Source organism: Endozoicomonas sp. SESOKO3, from assembly GCF_024606255.1.
Map to the genome: position 1 here is coordinate 1 of NZ_JAHHPR010000399.1, position 17,113 is coordinate 17,113.

A 17,113-nucleotide genomic window follows, 5' to 3' on the forward strand; every position below is an offset into this window, starting at 1 on the left:
AAGAAGACGAGCTGGTGCTGGTTGCCTGTGCTGTGTCGGTAAAGTCATCATCACGGGGTTCTACTTCTTCTACAGGCTTTTTCTTAAACTCCTCATCCTTCTTTTTAATTTCCTTGCTGGCTTTCGATTGATTCTTTGAATCAGCCGCTTCACTGTATGACGGTTCTTGCGTTTCCTTGCCTGATGGTGTTTCTTCCTCTTCAGAATCACTCTCCTGACCCTTTAGAGTAGAAACAGGTACATCTTCCGATTCAACAAAACTGGATTTGGCAATGAATTCATCACCGCTAATCACCGAGCCATCGGCAAATTTGAATTGAAGTGTTTGCTCTGTTGCAGCCATTACCCCTGCAAGTAACAGGGTAATTTCAACACCATCCGGAAAAACAAGAACAAAATCAGGCCCCCTGACTTCCAGTTTTACGTCGTCCGAATTGAAATCCAGAAGGTATTGGGTATCAGCTGAGACTGATTTGACGACTGATTTTGATGGTTTCTCAAACCGAACCTTTTCAAGCTCTTTCGTACCATCTGAATCTACTACTGAGTTACTAGAGGTCTGCGACTGCTGCTCACCACTGGTGCTGCTATCATCAGCCATGATTACATCCCTGCGTAATTATTTTGACAACTAAAAATCTTGATAAATATTTTTCGTCACAAACAAACAAGTGATCTATCTAAAATACAACCCCATTAAGTAGGTATAGATAGTTACCTTCAATTAATTGAAAAAAATAAAAGACAGTCTATTTAGGTAATGCTTTGGACAGTTTTTTGACGACTTAACATTGATGCACCAAGGCTTATGTGACAAAAAACCAAAAGAAATTGCTAAACCCATTGTGCTGCATGGCCTAAAAAAACGACATGTAAGAAGATGCACCATTGTGCATACAATTATCCGGTTCTAAGAATCCATTATGATACACTTGTCCCTCTTCTCTAACAGGAGTGACAAAGGGAAGCCTTTAGGAAAACATGACGCCCGGTTCCAATACTGGCTAATTTACTCACTGATATCCGGGGCTTGGGCGACCGGGGCACTTTCAGGCAAATCGGCGGGATATCAGACTTGCAATTAAATCCGAACCCTCGTAGCACAGGCCTCGGTAGATCAATGTTAAGTCCTCAAAAAACTGTCCGATGTATTGTTTAACAGAACATGGTCGATAGATAAAAAGGGTTTAATTAAAAATTCTCAATGAATTAGAACACCTATATAAATGAACAATAAACCACCCTCATGGGGAGAACCTGCCCCCTGGTTCCACGCTCACACAACCAATAACCCCCAGTTTGCATTCTCCAGTCTCGGCGGGCGTTTTGTTGGACTGGCCTTTCTTGGAGACTGCTCAGCAAAACCTGTTATCAAGTTTCTGAAAGAAGTCAATCAATCAGATTTAATGACTCGTGATGACCAAAGCGTCCGTTTCGCAGTCACCTTGAATCAAAGAGACCTGCATAACCCCCAAGCGCTGCAAGCATTTCCAAAGCAGCGTATTTTTTATGATGAAGCAGGCGCAGTTGCCAGACAATACGGTGCCTTGGGCAAACACTCTGAACAGCAAGAACTTTACTATCCCTACTGGTTAATTCTTGACCCAACGCTTCGTGTCTATGCCAAAGGCAACATTGATGAGCCTGATATTTTTATAAAAACCATGCAGAGCCTGCCTGACCCTGCATACCACTCATCTCCAGAGATAGAACCCTGGGCTCCGGTTTTGCTGGTACCCAGGGTGCTGGAAAGCGACTTTTGCGAAACCCTTATTCGTTATTATCACGAAGGACAGCCTGAGCCATCGGGCTTTATGCGAACCATTGGCGGCAAAACACTGGAACTTCAGGATAACCATGTCAAACGTCGAACCGACATCAGTATTGACGATAAAAACTTGCAGGCGGCACTGAAACATCGAATAAGAACTCGCCTGACTCCTGAAATAGCCAAAGCTTTTCAGTTTCAGGCTACACGCATTGAACGCTACATCGTTGCCTGCTACGACAGCAGTGATGCGGGTTTCTTCAAAGAACACCGGGATAACACCACGAAAGGCACCGCACACCGGCGATTCGCTATCAGCATCAACCTGAATAGTGAAGAATACGAGGGAGGTGAATTGTGGTTTCCAGAATACGGCAACCGTCGTTATAAGCCCCCCACGGGTGGTGCTATCGTCTTTTCCTGTTCTCTTATGCATGCGGCAACGCCTGTAACAAGCGGCACTCGCTATGTCACCCTGCCATTTCTTTACGATGATGCGGCAGCCAGAATACGTGAAGAAAACAACCGTTTTCTGGGCGACGGGGTTGAGCCTTATCAGTCCGGCTAATCTCTGCTAGTGGTGGGTCAGAGTGCTTCGGCCTCCGGAATAATGAGTCAGGACACCTATTCGTTGACCATGGAGAACAAGCGAGAAGGCTTCTACAAACTCAGAGCGAGCGTTTTGTGATACAGTCACGATCAGTCCTCCAGATCTTTAAGAAATCCTTGCCAGGCTGATTCTCTATTTTCATCATTGGGTGTAATAGGTTCACCCTCTCCAGATTGATGTTTTGGTATCAGTTGCAGCTCAAGATCCAAACCTTCAAGAATTCGAAATAACGTCGAAACCCGCAGATCACTGCCAGACTCAGCTCGTTGATATTGCTGTTGCGACATGCCGATTCTCATACGCATATCCTTTTGTCCCAGTCCTTTGGCTTTCCGGAAGTCCCGTAAAGCTTTTGCCAGCTCTTCCTGTGTTTTCATCAGAAGCAACCAAAATACAATTTATAAAGTGTAATATAGACAAAATACATTTTAATTAATGTAATTTTTATAAAACTTATATGTTGTAAATAAGCAAAAATACAACTTATAAGTGTTTTATCGAGTGAGCGTAAAACCTCCGTACTTTGAGGACGGGGGATGAGAGCTCGGCCTGCAGACATTCCGCGATAGCCCAACTCTGTAATCAGGCTTTGAAGAAGTGCCACTAGACGTAGAAGTGATCTAATATGTTTTCCTGAATTCTAATAGGTTTAACATTATGAGGATCGTACGAACTAGTCAGCATCAGGTGACCATTCCCGCAGATATTCGAGCCAAGCTGAGTATTAATCAGGAAACTGAAGTAAGCGTTAATCTCAGTGACGATGGAGAAATTTTTCTGATCCCGGCCAGAAGCCAGAAGGTGGATATTCGTAATTTACATAATAAATATTCTATGGATATGAGCGGCGAAGAATTCAATCAACTTATAGGTGATAGCCGCTCGGATACCTGATATATGAATACAAAAAGTTCCACTGATTCAGATCAGCCTCTGGTGAATCTTGCCCCTATCATCAATAAGACTGACGTCTGCCAAAGCTCCATTAATCAAGGTCAGATTAGGTGGCAGATGTCCGATATCAACATCGTAGATAATGGGTATCTCAAGGCCTTTCAGAGCATAACTTAATGCCTGCTGATAGGTCAGGGATTGACCATGTTGCTCATCAGACGGATTCCGGCCTATCAACAGCCCCTTCACAAGATTAAAAGTGCCTCTGTACTTCAGCCCCAACAACGCCCTGATCAGAGCAGTAGGCGAGAACTCTGCATTCTCCAGAAACAGTATGATGCCATCCTGAGAGTACCTTTTCTGGAAACACTTTAAATCCAGATAGTCTGACCCCAACAAATGACACAGGGTATCCAGACAACCTCCCAGCAAACGGCCGGAAAAGGCTACACCCTGCTGGCTTCCACCCAGAACTTTCCAGCGTGTGGACTCAGTCAGGTTGAATACCGCATCAGGGTTTTCATCATAAGATTCTCCGTTGATTTGATATTTCTCTGAGGGATACTGACTGAATGCTTCAGAGCTTCCAAGATAAGCCAGAGTATTTGCCGTTAAAGGCTCCTGCTGCAAACGATGGAGTTGCATTAGATTGGTACAATGTGCCGTTGCCCAGTCGCACTGACTGGTTATTACAGACGTCAACGTACTGATATCAGAGAAGCCCGCTAACCATTTGGGCTTTGCTTTTGCTATCGAGTCAAAGTCCAGCACTGAAAGCAGATCCATAGCAATCTCTCCACCCCAGGGTGGCATAATCGCATCAATAGAGTCGTCTAGCAGAAAAGCCGTTAGCTCTCTCGCTCTGCTCTCCAGTGACGCACTGACATAACACTGATTCGACCTGAGGCACTCTCCTTCAACCACAACAAAACCCTGACGGCGCAAATCATCGAGGCATCGATCAAGACGTGGGTGGCAGGATTTCGGGACACCCGAAGAAAATGCTGTGATTGCAATTCGACTGTCGGGTCTCAAAGGAGCAGGATACTTCATTAACTGATTTTATCCATTGGTTAGTTCTTTACGACTGAGCCACGGGAGCTTAGGCTATTTTCTCAATTTTACTTTTCGGTTACCCACTGTCGCAACAAGGCAAAATATGATCTCACCGCAGGACCCTTTTCTTCAGCAACAAGGCCTGCTGATGGCCAACAGTTACCACACACTGAGGGGGCAGCTGCTTTGCGGACTGCCCCTGAATGACTCCGAACTGGGTAAAAAACTTTACGAACACCCGTCAGTGATTTTGTCGCATGGAACAGAAAGTGATCCGGTCTTCTGTTACGGCAACCTGAGTGCTCAGTCTCTCTTTGAAATGGACTGGAACACTCTGACTCAAATGCCCTCCAGACATTCTGCAGAACAGCTCAATAGGGAAGAACGGGACCGATTGCTCAAAATAGTCAGTGAAAGCGGCTACATCAAAAACTATTCAGGCATCCGGGTTTCCAGCACCGGAAGACGATTCCTCATTGAACAGGCAGTGGTCTGGAACCTCTACGATGAGGAAGACAAATACCGGGGTCAGGCTGCTAAATTCAATGACTGGACTTTTCTATGAGAGCGCCCTATAGAGGAACAACTGTTAAAAAGTCTGGGTTACTAGATTGCGCTGGAGCCTATAAAATACCGGCCTTCAGCAAACAGAGGTTTTGTTATGGCAATTAACTGGTTTCCCGGGCATATGCACAAGGCTCGAAAGGAGATCAAGAAAGTGGTTCCGGAAGTTGATCTGATCATCGAAGTTCTGGACGCTCGTCTTCCTTTCAGTAGCGGAAACCCTCTGGTGCCTTCCCTGCGAGGTAAAACGCCTTACATAAAGGTGTTGAATAAGAGTGATCTGGCTGATCCTGCTGTCACAGAACGGTGGACCAGGGAGATGGAAAAGGAAGAAGGGGTGAAGGCCATTGCCCTGACCCAGAGTCAGCCGGAAAAAGTACGTGGTGTTCTGAAGCTGGCCGAGAGCATGGTAGAGCGTAAGCTCGATATCAAAGGCATGAGAGCCATGATCCTGGGGATTCCCAATGTCGGCAAGTCCACTATGATCAATACGCTTGCCAATCGTATTATTGCCAAAACCGGAAATGTCCCCGCAGTCACGAAACAGCAGCAGCGAATAAAATTGCCCAATGGCATGATTCTTTTGGATACGCCCGGATTCCTCTGGCCCAAGCTGGAGCCGGAAGCCTGTGGTTATCGACTGGCCATTTCCGGAGCCATTAAGGATGCGGTTCTGGAATACGAAGATATTGCCCTGTTCGCCGCTGAATATTTTCTAAAAGCTTATCCAGAAGCACTCAAACAGCGTTTCCAGATCAATGAGCTGCCTTCGACCGATATCGAACTGATGGATGTGATTGCTGCCCGCAGAAATTGTATGCGAAGAGGTGGCATAGCTGATCTACACAAGGTCTCTGAGATTCTTCTGAATGAATTTCGCAGTGGTGGTTTGGGTCGGATCAGTCTGGAAACTCCGGAGATGATCGAACAGGAAAGGCCTGAGCCCTAAGAAGCAGAATAAATAATCGCTGCGGAGGAATAACAAAGCCCGTTGAACGGGCTTCTGTGGGACTTGATTGATCTATTATTCGCTGGCGATCAGTGATTCTCTTGGTGAGTATGTTTTGTGGACATACTCCTCAATCATCTCCTTGTACTCTTCAGTGATATTGTCGCCTTTGAGCGTAGTCACTTTTTGACCGTCGACAAATACAGGTGCCGAAGGCGCTTCACCGGTTCCGGGCAGACTGATACCGATGTTGGCGTGTTTACTTTCACCGGGGCCGTTAACAACACAGCCCATAACCGCTACTTTCATTTCTTCCACACCCACAAATTTGTGGCGCCAGGTCACCATTTTGGCACGCAGAAAGGCGTCAACTTCATCTGTCAGAACCCTGAAGAAAGTACTGGTAGTTCGACCGCAACCCGGGCAGGCGGTCACTTCAGGGGAAAAGCTGCGTACATCCAGCGCCTGCAGGATCTGTTGGGAAACAATCACCTCCCGATCACGGCTGCCATTGGGCTCTGGAGTCAGAGAGGTGCGAATGGTGTTGCCAATGCCCTGCTGAAGTAATACGCCCATGGCGATACTGGATGAAACAATTCCTTTGCTGCCCATTCCCGCTTCGGTCAGGCCCAGATGGAGCGCATATTCACAACGCTCTGAGAGCATCTCATAGACGCTGATCAGATCCTGTACCCTGGAGACTTTGCAGGAAATAACAATTTTGTTGGCACCCAGTCCTCTCGCCACGGCTGCATCGGCACTGGTCAGCGCCGACAGTACCAGAGCCTCGTGCAGAACTTCCTGAGAGGATTTGGGGTTTTCAGAACGAGCGTTTTCATCCATCAGTCGGGTGGAGAGTTCTTTATCCAGACTCCCCCAGTTCACCCCGATACGAATCGGCTTGTCATATTTGATGGCCACATCAATCATGGTATTGAAGCGATCATCCTTCTTGTCGCCAAAGCCAACATTGCCGGGGTTAATACGGTACTTGTGCAGCAGGCGGGCTGTTTCGTCATACTTGGTCAGTAAGGTGTGACCGTTATAGTGAAAGTCACCGACAATCGGAACGTTATAGCCCTGCTGTGCCAGCTTCTCATAGATGGCCGGTATTGCTGCAGCCGCTTCTTCGGTGTTCACCGTCACCCGGACAATTTCAGAGCCAGCGTTTGCCAGAAGCTTGATCTGCTCAACCGTACGCTCTACATCAGCAGTATCCGTATCCGTCATAGACTGTACGACCACAGGGGCATCGCCACCGATGGTAATATGTCCCACCTGGACAGCGTGGGTTGTATGGCGTCGGCCCATTAACTTGATTCCTCCGAAATAGGTTATCGGGTTGCTTCGACAAAAAAACTGGCAAGTGCCCGCAGCGAAGCAAGAGTGTCCGCAGTGAATGTGTGTGCAGCTATAGAATCTAGACAGTTTAACACTTATCAGGAAAAACGTACTGAGAAGAACGCATTCATGGGTCACGGGTTTCATGTACCATGGACGATCTGATTGCTTCCAATCAGAAATATGTCATGGGAGAGATTGCATTATGGCTAAAGAAACCACCGTCAGAGCGCGTATCGACGAACGGTTAAAGGAAGAAGCAGAAGAAGTGCTCCGCAAACTAGGGCTGACGACCTCGCAGGCCATTAATATCTATTTCAGCCAGATTGCCCTGAGAAAGGGACTGCCCTTTGATGTGGTGATACCTGACGAGAAGAAGTTATAGGCTACACTTTCCAGGCTTGAGCTGGATAGGAGGCAATTCATGAAAGATCTCTACGAGAAAGATTATTATCGCTGGGTTGAGAAGCAAAAGGAGTATCTGACCAATCGTCAATTTGACCAACTTGATGTAGATAACCTGATTGGGGAAATCGATGATATGGGCAGTGAACTGGATACTCTGGAATCTCGTCTGACGACACTTCTGCTCCACTTGCTGAAATATGACTATCAGGTTCGAGTTTTGAATCCTATACTGCCCGAGCCTTATAACTGCAGAGATTGGAAAGGAACGATTAATAGAACAAGGCTTGCGATTGATAAGCTCATAAAGAGGCGCCCCCATCTAAATAGTGAGGTGAAAAGCCTTTTCGACGAAGCTTATGTTGATGGCAAGGTGTTGGCGATTAAAGCAATGAATGACTACGTACAGCCTCATCAGCAACTTGATGAACACAGCTTTCCTGGGATTTGCCCATGGACATTTGATCAGATCATGGAAGAAGACTGGTTGCCTTAAGCCGTTGATTCATTCGAGTCTACCAGAAAACTGAGTCAGCAGCAGGGATGACTTTGGTCGGGGCCGATGCACAATCCGTTATAAATTTTTTAAGCAAGAAGCGGAAGAAGAAGTGCTCCGCAAACTGGGACTGACGACCTTGCAGGCCATTAATATCTATTTCAGCCAAATTACCCTTAGAAAGGGGCTGCTCTTTGATGTAGTGATACCTGGCGAGAAGAAGTCATAGGCTACACTGTCCAAGCTTGAGCAGCGTAGGAGGCAATTCGTGAAAGATCTATACGAGAAAGATTATTATCGCTGGGTTGAGCAGCAAAAAGAGTATCTGACCAATCGCCAATTTGACCAACTTGACGTAGATAATTTGATTGGGGAAATCGACGATATGGGCAGTGAACTGGATACTCTCGAATCTCGTCTGACGACACTCCTGATCCACTTGTTGAAATATGATTATCAGAATCGAGTTTTGAATCCTCTACTGCCCGAGCCCTATAACTGCAGAGACTGGATGGCAACTATAGACCGGACAAGGATTGCCATTAGAAAGCTCTTGAAGAAACGACCTCATCTCAAGGGTATGTTGAACATAAGTATGGATGAAGCTTATCCAGACGGAAAACTGCTTGCGATCAAAGAATTGAATCGGTATGTGATGAAGCATCAGCAACTTGATGAGGATAGTTTTCCTGAGATTTGCCCATGGACATTCGATCAGGTCATGGAAGAAGACTGGCTGCCTTCAAGTAGCTAATTCATTGAATGCTGCCAGAAAACTATGTCAGCAACAGATTTGCCTGTCGACAGTGGTTTTTGGGTCGGCAAGAGGGCTTGATGTCAAAGAGGATCACTTGAGGATTTCCCAGACACCCACCTTAAGGGTCGTGGTCAGGCCATTTCTGTTTTCACCTTTTGGGGCAATATGCCAATCCCATTCATGCTCAGGATTACAAGGCCAGAGGGGCGGCGCAACAGTAGTGATAACCTCAGTGTCACCGTCTTTGCCCACATGGCGTTCATGATCAGAAATCAGGAGAGTGTTACAGTCCATCGCCTTTAAGGTCATGATGTGGGCTTGCTGAATAGCCGCCATCAGGCAAATTTCCGTGTCATCCTCTGGTGGGCTTTTGGCGAATGATAACGGAATCTGCGAAAGCATATTCACGCTGATTGCCAGGCTAAAACCCGTGAGCGGCAGCGGTGCAAAACCGGGTGGGGTTATCTTCCTGTCGCTGTAGTTGTTATAGAATTCTTCGAGAAGGCCAGTTACATCCCGCAGTTCAAATTTAATATTTGGATACTGTTTTAGTTTGGCTGCAAGCTGTGGTGGCTTCACAGCATCGAACAAGAGGGCGCCCGCCGGATGACTGTTGAGTGCTTGCAACGGAAGATCAAGACCCAGTCCCGAGCCCATTATCAGAATGGGTTCAGCAGGGTCTGCTTTCTTTATGGCGACAGTAATGGCCGCACGGGTTTGCTCCAAATGTGGTTGCCAGGCTTTTGTGTTACGTTGGTACTTCCCTGCAATCGCAGCAACTTCCTGCACAAGCCCTGCTCGTCTCGCGCCTTTTACTGCTTTTGAGAAGGCCCATGTGAACGCCTCGATAATCATTTGAATATTTTTCCTGATCTTCTGGTTTCAAGAATGCAGTCAGTGAATGTGTTGTTGGGTACGCAGTTACAGCAATGAATGACTGTTTAGCCCTCATCATCAACTGGATGTGCATGGCCCTCCCGAGATTCTCCCATCGACAGTTGATCAGATCACAGAAAAAGACTGGCTGCCATCAAGCGGTTCATTCATGGTGCGTTGTCAGAAGCCCGATTCAGTAACAGAAATAACATGGGTCGTGACCGGTGGGCAATTCTTTATACACTTTTTATACACAGGCTTTTACTCAGAAGTTTTAAGAAAGTCATATTAAGTACACCCTACACGTAAAAGCTTTCAGCCGATTATTGACTTTGTATATAAACGTTTCCGGTTACCATATTTATACTTATCCACAGTTGTTTTAGAAAGTTTTCCACAAATTACCGATGAGCATCTCTCTTCAGGTTATCTTTACCTGTCAGGCACCTGGTCGCAAGAGCGATTGAGCCGCTTATCGTGCAGATAGGTAGGGTGTCTTTGGTTTGGACAGAGCAAGCCAGCAAGGAAAGCAGGACGAGTGCATGAGTTTTCATGATGGGTGATAAACCGCTTGAGGATAAATCAGTTAACCAAAGACTGGCTTGAAAACCGTAGTGGTTAAGAGAGTGCATTCCCGCTTTTTTCCATAGAAACTGCCTAAACTGAACCCGTTGCGAAATCTAAACAGCGTACTGGCATGATGACCAAACAAGAGAAGCATAACGCACCGGGTGTTCAGTGGGTGACACTGGATAACGGCTATCGGGTCTGGACTCAGCGGGTGGGTTCCGGGCCGCTAAAGTTACTGACACTGCATGGTGGGCCAGGATATTCCCATGAGTACCTGGAATGTCTGGAAGACTTTCTGGTTCCTCAGGGAGTGGAAGTTATCTTTTATGATCAACTGGGCTCGTGGTGCTCAGATCAGCCTGAAGGTGAGTCACTCTGGCAATTAGAACGATTTATTGATGAGATCGAACAGGTTCGGACGGCATTGGTTCTGGAGGATTTTTACCTATTTGGTCACGGTTATGGTGGCCTGTGGGCCATTGAATACGCACTTAAGTACCAGCGGCATTTGAAAGGACTGATACTCGGCAGCACCACCGGCAGCATTCATTCCTGCATGACCCAAATCAATCACCTTCGGGAGCAGTTGCCACCGGAAGTGGTTGATCGAATGAAGCAGTTTGAAGCAGCGAATGATCTGGACAATGAAGAGTACTCGTCTCTTTTGATGGAGCATCTCTATCGCAAATACATTTGCAGGTTGCCTAACTGGCCTGAAGCTCTGAGCAGGGCTTTTGATCACAGGAATCGGAATGTTTACAACACTATGCAGGGTCATAATGATTTTGTTGTTACCGGCAATCTGCTGGGTTGGGATCGTTGGAATGAACTGGCTGAGATCCGTGTTGCAACACTGGTACTGGCTGGACGCTATGACACCATGGCGCCTTATGATCAGGAGCAGATGGCTTCCATTCTGCCCCACAGCAGGCTGGTGGTTTGTGATAATGGCAGTCACTGCTCCATGTGGGACGATCCGGAAAATTACCGGCAGGCGCTCGTGGATTTTTTGAAAGATGTAGAAAACGGCAGAATATAGCGATTGAACGAAACTCGTCGTAAATTTAATTATGGTGACCTGTTTGTCGATGGCACAACCCGGGATCAGCTTCTTTGTCCCGAGTCTGTTAATGCATTACCCTGACGTCTACCGGAAGAAAAAAAGGCACTGGTACTCTGGAAAATGCCCGGTAATTATTCCTGGTTCCCATGCTCTGCGTGGGGGTGCGTATCGGAATTAGAAAGCTGATCTGGAAATAAAAGTGGATAAACTGTATCCGTCATCTATTCTTTTGTTCTCAGGTATTGTTTGCAGGTGTCAACTATGAGAATAACCGGAAACATCCCAACAAGGTTTGCTCTGATTTTCCTGCTTTTTTTGTCGATGTGTTCTTATGCCGAATCTGAAGCAGTAGAGAAACCGATGGTACCAGAAGGGGATTACTCACTTTCCAATAAGTGGGATATGGGCAGGCGTCGACTGGAAGCCTTGCAGCAGGTTCTTGATTCTCAGTCGCAGGCCAGTTTGAAACCTTACCTAAAGGCGGGCGGTCATTTCCTGGAGATAGGTCCTGGTCTTGGTTCAATGAGTCGATTTCTTGCGGAATCTGCAGGGGAGAACGGAAAAGTCATCGCACTGGATATTGATGATCACTTTCTTGCTGAAGTGGCAGCAATTGCCCCTCAGATTGAAGTTATTCACGAAGATATCACTGCTTACGATCCCGGCGTCGACAGGTTCGACCTGGTTTTTATCCGACTCGTGGTCATGCATCTGACCAAGAACGACAATTATGCGCTTATCGCCAAACTGGCCCGATCATTGAAGCCGGGTGGTTATTTGGTCATTGAAGACTACGTTGGTGGTGGAAATGTAAACAGGTTCCGCGAGTTTGGCAAAATTGATGCGAAGCTTCCTGATTATGTGGTGGATGCATATCACAGAATGTCAAAACATATTGACTTTGATCAGGGATATCTGCTTGCAGATATGATGTCAAAGGCTGGTCTGGTTAATGTAGATGCAGAGATATCCTATAAACGTGTTCAGGGTGGTGATAATGCTCATGGGCGTTTGATGTACCTTACTTTCAGCCAGCTCGAACCGTACTTAAAGGTAATACCGGAGCATGACACATTATTTCCTTTAATTCAGGCTGCCTGGATGAGCCCGGATGCCCATTGGTATGACCATGCAAGGCTTGTTTCCGTTGGTCAGAAAGCCCCTGAGATACCAGGGCAACCGTGAGTTACGGTGACATGTGACTGACGGTCATCACAAAGTGGGTTTTACCAGTGCAGTGCTGCTGATTATCGGTAATGTCATTGGAGCTGGTACGTTTGCCGTATCAGGTCTGATGTTAAGTCGGGTGGGTCACCCTGTTCTGGTATTGTTTATCTGGTTAATTGCCGGCGTGGTTATGCTTTGCGGTGCGGTCTGTTATGGAGCCTTGGCAAGGCAGATGCCGGAATCCGGAGGTGAGTACCTTTTTATCTCCAGAATATTTCATCCAATGCTGGGTTGTCTGGCAGGATGGGTGTCGCTGCTGGTAGGGTTCTCCGCTCCAATCGCCGTGTGTGCTTTTGCACTTGGGGAGTATACACGGCACTGGTTCATTTTTTCAGGGTTGGCTGACTCCAGAGCAATTGGTACTGTCTTTGTTGTTCTTTTTGCTATCATGCATTGCTTTGGTAGATATCAGGGGCTCATGATTCAAAATCTGATAATATCGTTCAAGTTGGTGCTGATTGGTGCTTTCATTTATCTAATTTCCGACCAGATAGTCATGAAGCAACTAAACGTCAGCTCCTTGTCGTCCCCTGCCGATTGGAATATCGACGGTCTCTCAACATGTTTCATCTGGGCTTTCTTTGCCTATTCAGGCTGGAACTCTGTAATTTACGTTGCCAGCGAGATAAAAGCATCTCAACAAAACTTGATGAAAGTGACGATGACGGGGTCCTGTCTGGTTTTACTCATTTATCTGGTGTTAAATTATGCCATTCTCGGACAAGAGCATGTTTACGATATTCTGGGGCAAGTAGACTATCTGCTGTTGATTGCTGAACACTCTTCCAGCCCCTGGGCAGTGGTGATTGCTGCGATCATTGTTAACCTTGCTTTGCTCAGTTCACTTTCCGCGTTAATCATGATGGGTCCTCGTGTCTATGCCAAGATGGCTGATGATGGTTATCTGCCGGAATTTCTTCAAACCAAAAGTGGTAACTACCACAATGCCATAATATTTCAGGGAATAGTTGTCCTGTTGATTCTCTGGTATGGCTCTTTTGAGTTTATGCTTACCAGTATTGGCTATCTACTAGGCATTTGTTGTGTAATGACCGTAATTGGCCTGGTTAGGTTGAAACTGAAGGATGAGAATATTAACGTTCTGTTCTGGCCCTATGCCCCAGCGATTTTTATTGCCTCTGTCACTTTCTGTGTCATTTACCACGTATACATGCATCCTATACACAGTCTCACTGGATTGGTAATGGTTTTGCCTGGCTTTTTGTTCTGGTTTCTTGGAAAAAATACTAAAGCAAATGTGGTTAAAGAAAAAGTGACCAGCTCTGGCACACTGACAAACACACCACGGCGTAACCGCTGACCAGGAGCCTTACTGTGATATTTTCGGGATACTTAACAACCGATTAAAAGTTGGATTTGACGAATATATTTTCAAAGCAGCTATCAAACTCAGGAACTGGAAACTTGTTGGAACTCTGTGCTGTTGATGATCTTGAAAACCCCGGAAGTAAAGGTTTTGAAACCGAAAAAGGCTCCATTTTCGCAGTCCGTCGAGATGAAGAAGTCTTTGTCTACGAAAACAGTTGCCCACACTTGGGTATTAACTTGGAGTGGCAGGAAGACCGCTTTCTGGACAGCGAACAACGTCTGATCCAGTGCTCTACTCATGGGGCTCTGTTTCTTATTGAGTCTGGAGAGTGTTTAGCTGGCCCATGCCTCGGTGACAGACTGACAGTGCTCCCTTCCAAAGTAGAGAAAGGTATTGTTTATCTGTTGTGACTGTTTTCCGGTCATTTTTCCCATGGAAAAATGACCGGGCATTAATCTGCCAGACTGGATTTTTGCCTGAGAATGTCCCTTCTCTGTTTTTTATCCGGACGACGATCCGGCCTCGGAGCTACAGCACCGCGCATGGCCTTGCGTTGTTCCGCTGCCACCTCACGAGACTGTATGCTGGCTGCAGTCTCTTCGTAAAGTTGTTGTGCCAGCTCCGCTTTCTGGCGTTTGTCAGAGAGTTCCCGAACAATTACCACCCTTTCATCCCAGCCTGTACGCAGTTTCAGCTCGTCGCCTACTTTGGGCTCTTTGCCGGGTTTGCAGCGCTGGCCATTCAGATGTACCTTGCCACCTTCAATGGCTTCTTTGGCGATATTACGGGTTTTGTAAAAGCGGGCGGCCCAGAGCCACTTGTCCAGACGCACTTTGTCTTGCTGTTTATCGTGAGTACTACTTTGCTTGGCCATTTATTACTCTCAAAAGTCATTGAACTGTTTTTCAGGGCCAGTTTTCAAGGCTCATCAAATATGAATAAGCTCACGAAAATCTTCAACAGCCTGATATTGACCCGTATCCTTGGCGCCCTGTTTGCTGTCCGGATATCGAATAGCCAATAAATGGGCGATGCCGTAGGTTTTGGCAGAGTCCAGAACCGGAATACTGTCATCAATAAACAGAGCCCGCTCCTTATCCGTGCCAATGTCGGCTTCAAGATTGTGCCAGAATGCCTGGGTTTCCTTAGGGTAACCGTAATCATGGGAACTGATCAGTCTGTCAAAATAGTGTGCCATGGAGAGTCTTTCCAGTTTCAGTGACAAGCTGTCCCTATGAGCATTGGTGATCATGATCACTTTCTTGCCCCGATCGCGAATATTTTGCAGAAAATGGTCGGCATCGGGTCTGAACCTGATCAAATGAGCCATCTCGTTTTTTAGGGCGACGATATCGAGGTCCAGCTCTCTGGCCCAGTAATCGAGACAGTACCACTCCAACTTGCCGTACGTTTGAGCTACCCTTGGATGCAGCTCTTCTTTCGACTGCTCCAGAGTAATATTGTGTTTCTCGGCATACTTCTGAGGCACGTACTCCATCCAGAAGTAGTTATCGAAGTGGAGATCCAGCAGGGTACCATCCATATCGAGGAGAACGGTATCTATGGCATTCCAGTTAATCATAATGACCTCAACTTTATTCTGTTGCCATGATGACTCATCCGAACCCTGAACGACAATCTTTCTGAATTATTGGCGCAAGGCTGAGTCAATTAAATGTACATCGACGTATGTAAGCAACGAATTCGGTGCTTATAATAACTGCAGAACAAGGGGTAGGGAATCATGTCAGAAAAACCGGTTATCAAAGCGTGTCGTGAAATTGCACGCACTCGTCTGTTCAGAATAGAAGAGCTGGATCTCAGATTTTCCAACGGTGTTGAAAGAACCTATGAACGATTAGGTTCTTTTGGAACGGGGCATCAAGCAGTGATGGTAGTGCCGCTGCTGGATAATAATCGTTTTCTGATGATCCGCGAGTATGCCGGTGGTACCGAAGACTATCAGCTGACTCTGCCAAAGGGGCTGGTTGAGCCTGAAGAAAGTCTGGAAGAAGGGGGTAACCGTGAGTTAAAGGAAGAAGTGGGTTACGGTGCTCGTCATTGGAAGTACCTCAGTGCATTCACCCAGTCACCCAACTATATGAAAAGCAGAATACACTCAATGGTGGCCTGGGATCTTTATGAAGAAAGGCTGGAAGGCGATGAGCCAGAGCCTCTGGAAGTGGTCGAGTGGTCCTTTGACCGCTTACTGGAATTGAACGACAGGCCGGACTTTTCCGAAGCAAGGGCTCTGGCTACCCTGTTTTTGGTCAAAGAGAAAATTCAGGCCGGATGGCTGGAGACCCCCAATGTTTGACGAGAAGCTGATTGAGCCCCTGAAGCACATTGCCCGACAGGCTGGAGAGGCCATCCTGACCCTTTATCATCAGCAAGACCTGAGCATTCAGCACAAGTCTGACAAAACGCCTGTGACCTTGGCAGATCTCAAAGCCAACGAAGTCATTGAGCGGGGCCTGAAGGCTCTGGATGTCCGGTACCCTATTTTATCAGAAGAGTCAGAACATACCCCTTTTACTGAACGCTGCCAGTGGGAACGTTACTGGCTGGTGGACCCTCTGGATGGCACTCAGGAGTTTATCAATGGCAATGGCCAGTTCACCGTGAATATCGCGCTGATGGAAAAATCAGAAGATGGTCGAAGCTACCCGATATTGGGTGTGGTTCATGTTCCTGATGAGCATACAACCTATTGGGGGGGTAGCGGTCTGGGTGCTTTCAAACAAATTGAAGATCAGCCCGTTGACAGTATTACGCCAAGAATATTTCAGCCAGAAAGGGAAACGGTGGTACTGGGCAGTCGAAGCTATGGAACCGAAAGAGCGAGGGTATTTGTTGAAAAGCTCAGGGCGCTCTACCCTGATCTGGAGGTAAGGCCTGTCGGCAGTGCCCTCAAGAGTTGTCATGTTGCGGAAGGGCTGGCGGATATCTACCCAAGGCTGGGGCCCACATCTGAGTGGGATACCGGAGCGGCACAGGCCGTACTGGAAGGTGCCGGAGCTTTACTGCTGGATCCTCACGGCAAGCGGTTTTCCTACAACTTCAAGGAAAGTCTGCTGAATTCTGATTTCCTGGTAGTGGGTGACCGTACACAGAACTGGTCGCAGATCTGGAATCAGCGTGTGTTGATTAGCCTCTAGCAGCCTGTCGGACTTAAGGCTGTCCTACTGCGGTTGCAATAAATTGGTC

At 46.9% G+C, this 17,113-nt stretch carries 21 protein-coding genes; 13 read left to right on the forward strand and 8 right to left on the reverse strand.

The window, feature by feature from the left end:
- The coding region (locus KDK18_RS06870) for a hypothetical protein (protein WP_257254133.1) at positions 1–601 on the reverse strand (601 nt) is incomplete at its 3' end.
- 625 nt (positions 602–1,226) lie between these two features.
- Between KDK18_RS06870 and KDK18_RS06875 the strand changes: the two genes are divergently transcribed.
- Complete coding sequence (locus KDK18_RS06875) at positions 1,227–2,336, forward strand: 2OG-Fe(II) oxygenase (protein ID WP_257254134.1); 1,110 nt, start codon at positions 1,227–1,229, stop codon at positions 2,334–2,336.
- 6 nt (positions 2,337–2,342) lie between these two features.
- On the opposite strand, the gene KDK18_RS06880 is transcribed toward KDK18_RS06875, so the two are convergent.
- Both KDK18_RS06880 and KDK18_RS06885 read right to left on the reverse strand, forming a co-directional pair.
- Positions 2,343–2,465 carry a hypothetical protein gene (locus tag KDK18_RS06880; protein WP_257254135.1) on the reverse strand — a complete coding sequence of 41 codons (123 nt, stop codon included), beginning with the start codon at positions 2,463–2,465 and terminating at the stop codon, positions 2,343–2,345.
- A gap of 2 nt (positions 2,466–2,467) precedes the next feature.
- Positions 2,468–2,755 carry a helix-turn-helix domain-containing protein gene (locus KDK18_RS06885; RefSeq protein WP_257254136.1) on the reverse strand — a complete coding sequence of 96 codons (288 nt, stop codon included), beginning with the start codon at positions 2,753–2,755 and terminating at the stop codon, positions 2,468–2,470.
- A 280-nt stretch (positions 2,756–3,035) separates the two neighbouring features.
- On the opposite strand from KDK18_RS06885, the gene KDK18_RS06890 reads away from it, so the two are divergent.
- On the forward strand, positions 3,036–3,272 hold the full coding sequence (locus KDK18_RS06890; RefSeq protein WP_257254137.1) for an AbrB/MazE/SpoVT family DNA-binding domain-containing protein: 237 nt from the start codon (positions 3,036–3,038) through the stop codon (positions 3,270–3,272).
- Between the two features lie 27 nt (positions 3,273–3,299).
- Here the strand turns inward: KDK18_RS06890 and KDK18_RS06895 are convergent, their stop codons facing one another.
- A complete protein-coding gene (locus KDK18_RS06895) occupies positions 3,300–4,325 on the reverse strand; it encodes a S66 peptidase family protein (protein ID WP_257254138.1) in 1,026 nt (341 codons plus the stop codon).
- A 106-nt stretch (positions 4,326–4,431) separates the two neighbouring features.
- Here KDK18_RS06895 and KDK18_RS06900 point away from each other — a divergent pair, with 106 nt between their 5' ends.
- Positions 4,432–4,893: an MEKHLA domain-containing protein gene (locus tag KDK18_RS06900; protein WP_257254140.1), complete on the forward strand. Its 462-nt coding sequence runs from the start codon at positions 4,432–4,434 to the stop codon at positions 4,891–4,893.
- Positions 4,894–4,989: 96 nt separating this feature from the next.
- Positions 4,990–5,841, forward strand: coding sequence for a ribosome biogenesis GTPase YlqF (gene ylqF, locus KDK18_RS06905; RefSeq protein WP_257254141.1), 852 nt, complete (start codon positions 4,990–4,992; stop codon positions 5,839–5,841).
- A 75-nt stretch (positions 5,842–5,916) separates the two neighbouring features.
- On the opposite strand, the gene ispG is transcribed toward ylqF, so the two are convergent.
- On the reverse strand, positions 5,917–7,152 hold the full coding sequence (gene ispG, locus KDK18_RS06910) for a flavodoxin-dependent (E)-4-hydroxy-3-methylbut-2-enyl-diphosphate synthase (protein ID WP_257254142.1): 1,236 nt from the start codon (positions 7,150–7,152) through the stop codon (positions 5,917–5,919).
- Positions 7,153–7,387: 235 nt separating this feature from the next.
- On the opposite strand from ispG, the gene KDK18_RS06915 reads away from it, so the two are divergent.
- From KDK18_RS06915 to KDK18_RS06925, 3 genes are all read left to right on the forward strand, one after another.
- Positions 7,388–7,567 carry a type II toxin-antitoxin system RelB/DinJ family antitoxin gene (locus KDK18_RS06915; RefSeq protein WP_257254143.1) on the forward strand — a complete coding sequence of 60 codons (180 nt, stop codon included), beginning with the start codon at positions 7,388–7,390 and terminating at the stop codon, positions 7,565–7,567.
- Between the two features lie 39 nt (positions 7,568–7,606).
- Positions 7,607–8,083 carry a DUF29 domain-containing protein gene (locus KDK18_RS06920; protein WP_257254144.1) on the forward strand — a complete coding sequence of 159 codons (477 nt, stop codon included), beginning with the start codon at positions 7,607–7,609 and terminating at the stop codon, positions 8,081–8,083.
- A 268-nt stretch (positions 8,084–8,351) separates the two neighbouring features.
- A complete protein-coding gene (locus KDK18_RS06925) occupies positions 8,352–8,837 on the forward strand; it encodes a DUF29 domain-containing protein (protein ID WP_257254145.1) in 486 nt (161 codons plus the stop codon).
- 93 nt (positions 8,838–8,930) lie between these two features.
- Here KDK18_RS06925 and KDK18_RS06930 read toward each other — a convergent pair whose 3' ends face one another.
- A complete protein-coding gene (locus KDK18_RS06930; protein ID WP_257254146.1) occupies positions 8,931–9,695 on the reverse strand; it encodes a hypothetical protein in 765 nt (254 codons plus the stop codon).
- Between the two features lie 718 nt (positions 9,696–10,413).
- Between KDK18_RS06930 and KDK18_RS06935 the strand changes: the two genes are divergently transcribed.
- From KDK18_RS06935 to KDK18_RS06950, 4 genes are all read left to right on the forward strand, one after another.
- Positions 10,414–11,325, forward strand: a complete 912-nt coding sequence (locus KDK18_RS06935; RefSeq protein ID WP_257254147.1) for a proline iminopeptidase-family hydrolase — start codon at positions 10,414–10,416, stop codon at positions 11,323–11,325.
- A gap of 285 nt (positions 11,326–11,610) precedes the next feature.
- Positions 11,611–12,534: a trans-aconitate 2-methyltransferase gene (locus KDK18_RS06940; RefSeq protein WP_257254148.1), complete on the forward strand. Its 924-nt coding sequence runs from the start codon at positions 11,611–11,613 to the stop codon at positions 12,532–12,534.
- Positions 12,535–12,547: 13 nt separating this feature from the next.
- Positions 12,548–13,897, forward strand: coding sequence for an amino acid permease (locus KDK18_RS06945; RefSeq protein WP_257254149.1), 1,350 nt, complete (start codon positions 12,548–12,550; stop codon positions 13,895–13,897).
- A gap of 104 nt (positions 13,898–14,001) precedes the next feature.
- Positions 14,002–14,316, forward strand: a complete 315-nt coding sequence (locus KDK18_RS06950) for a Rieske (2Fe-2S) protein (RefSeq protein WP_257254150.1) — start codon at positions 14,002–14,004, stop codon at positions 14,314–14,316.
- A 41-nt stretch (positions 14,317–14,357) separates the two neighbouring features.
- Here the strand turns inward: KDK18_RS06950 and hslR are convergent, their stop codons facing one another.
- Positions 14,358–14,780 carry a ribosome-associated heat shock protein Hsp15 gene (gene hslR, locus KDK18_RS06955; protein ID WP_257254151.1) on the reverse strand — a complete coding sequence of 141 codons (423 nt, stop codon included), beginning with the start codon at positions 14,778–14,780 and terminating at the stop codon, positions 14,358–14,360.
- A gap of 54 nt (positions 14,781–14,834) precedes the next feature.
- Positions 14,835–15,488, reverse strand: coding sequence for a GMP/IMP nucleotidase (gene yrfG / locus KDK18_RS06960; RefSeq protein ID WP_257254152.1), 654 nt, complete (start codon positions 15,486–15,488; stop codon positions 14,835–14,837).
- A 162-nt stretch (positions 15,489–15,650) separates the two neighbouring features.
- On the opposite strand from yrfG, the gene nudE reads away from it, so the two are divergent.
- Both nudE and cysQ read left to right on the forward strand, forming a co-directional pair.
- A complete protein-coding gene (gene nudE / locus KDK18_RS06965) occupies positions 15,651–16,223 on the forward strand; it encodes an ADP compounds hydrolase NudE (protein ID WP_257254153.1) in 573 nt (190 codons plus the stop codon).
- Positions 16,216–17,064: a 3'(2'),5'-bisphosphate nucleotidase CysQ gene (gene cysQ / locus KDK18_RS06970; protein ID WP_257254154.1), complete on the forward strand. Its 849-nt coding sequence runs from the start codon at positions 16,216–16,218 to the stop codon at positions 17,062–17,064. Before nudE ends, cysQ begins: the two co-directional genes overlap by 8 nt.
- Positions 17,065–17,113: the final 49 nt, after the last annotated feature.

Bases quoted from the DNA above. Each gene is read 5' to 3' on its own strand.
- KDK18_RS06875 (WP_257254134.1), top strand. From the start codon at position 1,227: ATGAACAATAAACCACCCTCATGGGGAGAACCTGCCCCCTGGTTCCAC.
- KDK18_RS06885 (WP_257254136.1), bottom strand. From the start codon at position 2,755: ATGAAAACACAGGAAGAGCTGGCAAAAGCTTTACGGGACTTCCGGAAA.
- KDK18_RS06890 (WP_257254137.1), top strand. From the start codon at position 3,036: ATGAGGATCGTACGAACTAGTCAGCATCAGGTGACCATTCCCGCAGAT.
- KDK18_RS06895 (WP_257254138.1), bottom strand. From the start codon at position 4,325: ATGAAGTATCCTGCTCCTTTGAGACCCGACAGTCGAATTGCAATCACA.
- KDK18_RS06900 (WP_257254140.1), top strand. From the start codon at position 4,432: ATGATCTCACCGCAGGACCCTTTTCTTCAGCAACAAGGCCTGCTGATG.
- ylqF (WP_257254141.1), top strand. From the start codon at position 4,990: ATGGCAATTAACTGGTTTCCCGGGCATATGCACAAGGCTCGAAAGGAG.
- ispG (WP_257254142.1), bottom strand. From the start codon at position 7,152: ATGGGCCGACGCCATACAACCCACGCTGTCCAGGTGGGACATATTACC.
- KDK18_RS06915 (WP_257254143.1), top strand. From the start codon at position 7,388: ATGGCTAAAGAAACCACCGTCAGAGCGCGTATCGACGAACGGTTAAAG.
- KDK18_RS06920 (WP_257254144.1), top strand. From the start codon at position 7,607: ATGAAAGATCTCTACGAGAAAGATTATTATCGCTGGGTTGAGAAGCAA.
- KDK18_RS06930 (WP_257254146.1), bottom strand. From the start codon at position 9,695: ATGATTATCGAGGCGTTCACATGGGCCTTCTCAAAAGCAGTAAAAGGC.
- KDK18_RS06935 (WP_257254147.1), top strand. From the start codon at position 10,414: ATGATGACCAAACAAGAGAAGCATAACGCACCGGGTGTTCAGTGGGTG.
- KDK18_RS06940 (WP_257254148.1), top strand. From the start codon at position 11,611: ATGAGAATAACCGGAAACATCCCAACAAGGTTTGCTCTGATTTTCCTG.
- hslR (WP_257254151.1), bottom strand. From the start codon at position 14,780: ATGGCCAAGCAAAGTAGTACTCACGATAAACAGCAAGACAAAGTGCGT.
- yrfG (WP_257254152.1), bottom strand. From the start codon at position 15,488: ATGATTAACTGGAATGCCATAGATACCGTTCTCCTCGATATGGATGGT.
- nudE (WP_257254153.1), top strand. From the start codon at position 15,651: ATGTCAGAAAAACCGGTTATCAAAGCGTGTCGTGAAATTGCACGCACT.
- cysQ (WP_257254154.1), top strand. From the start codon at position 16,216: ATGTTTGACGAGAAGCTGATTGAGCCCCTGAAGCACATTGCCCGACAG.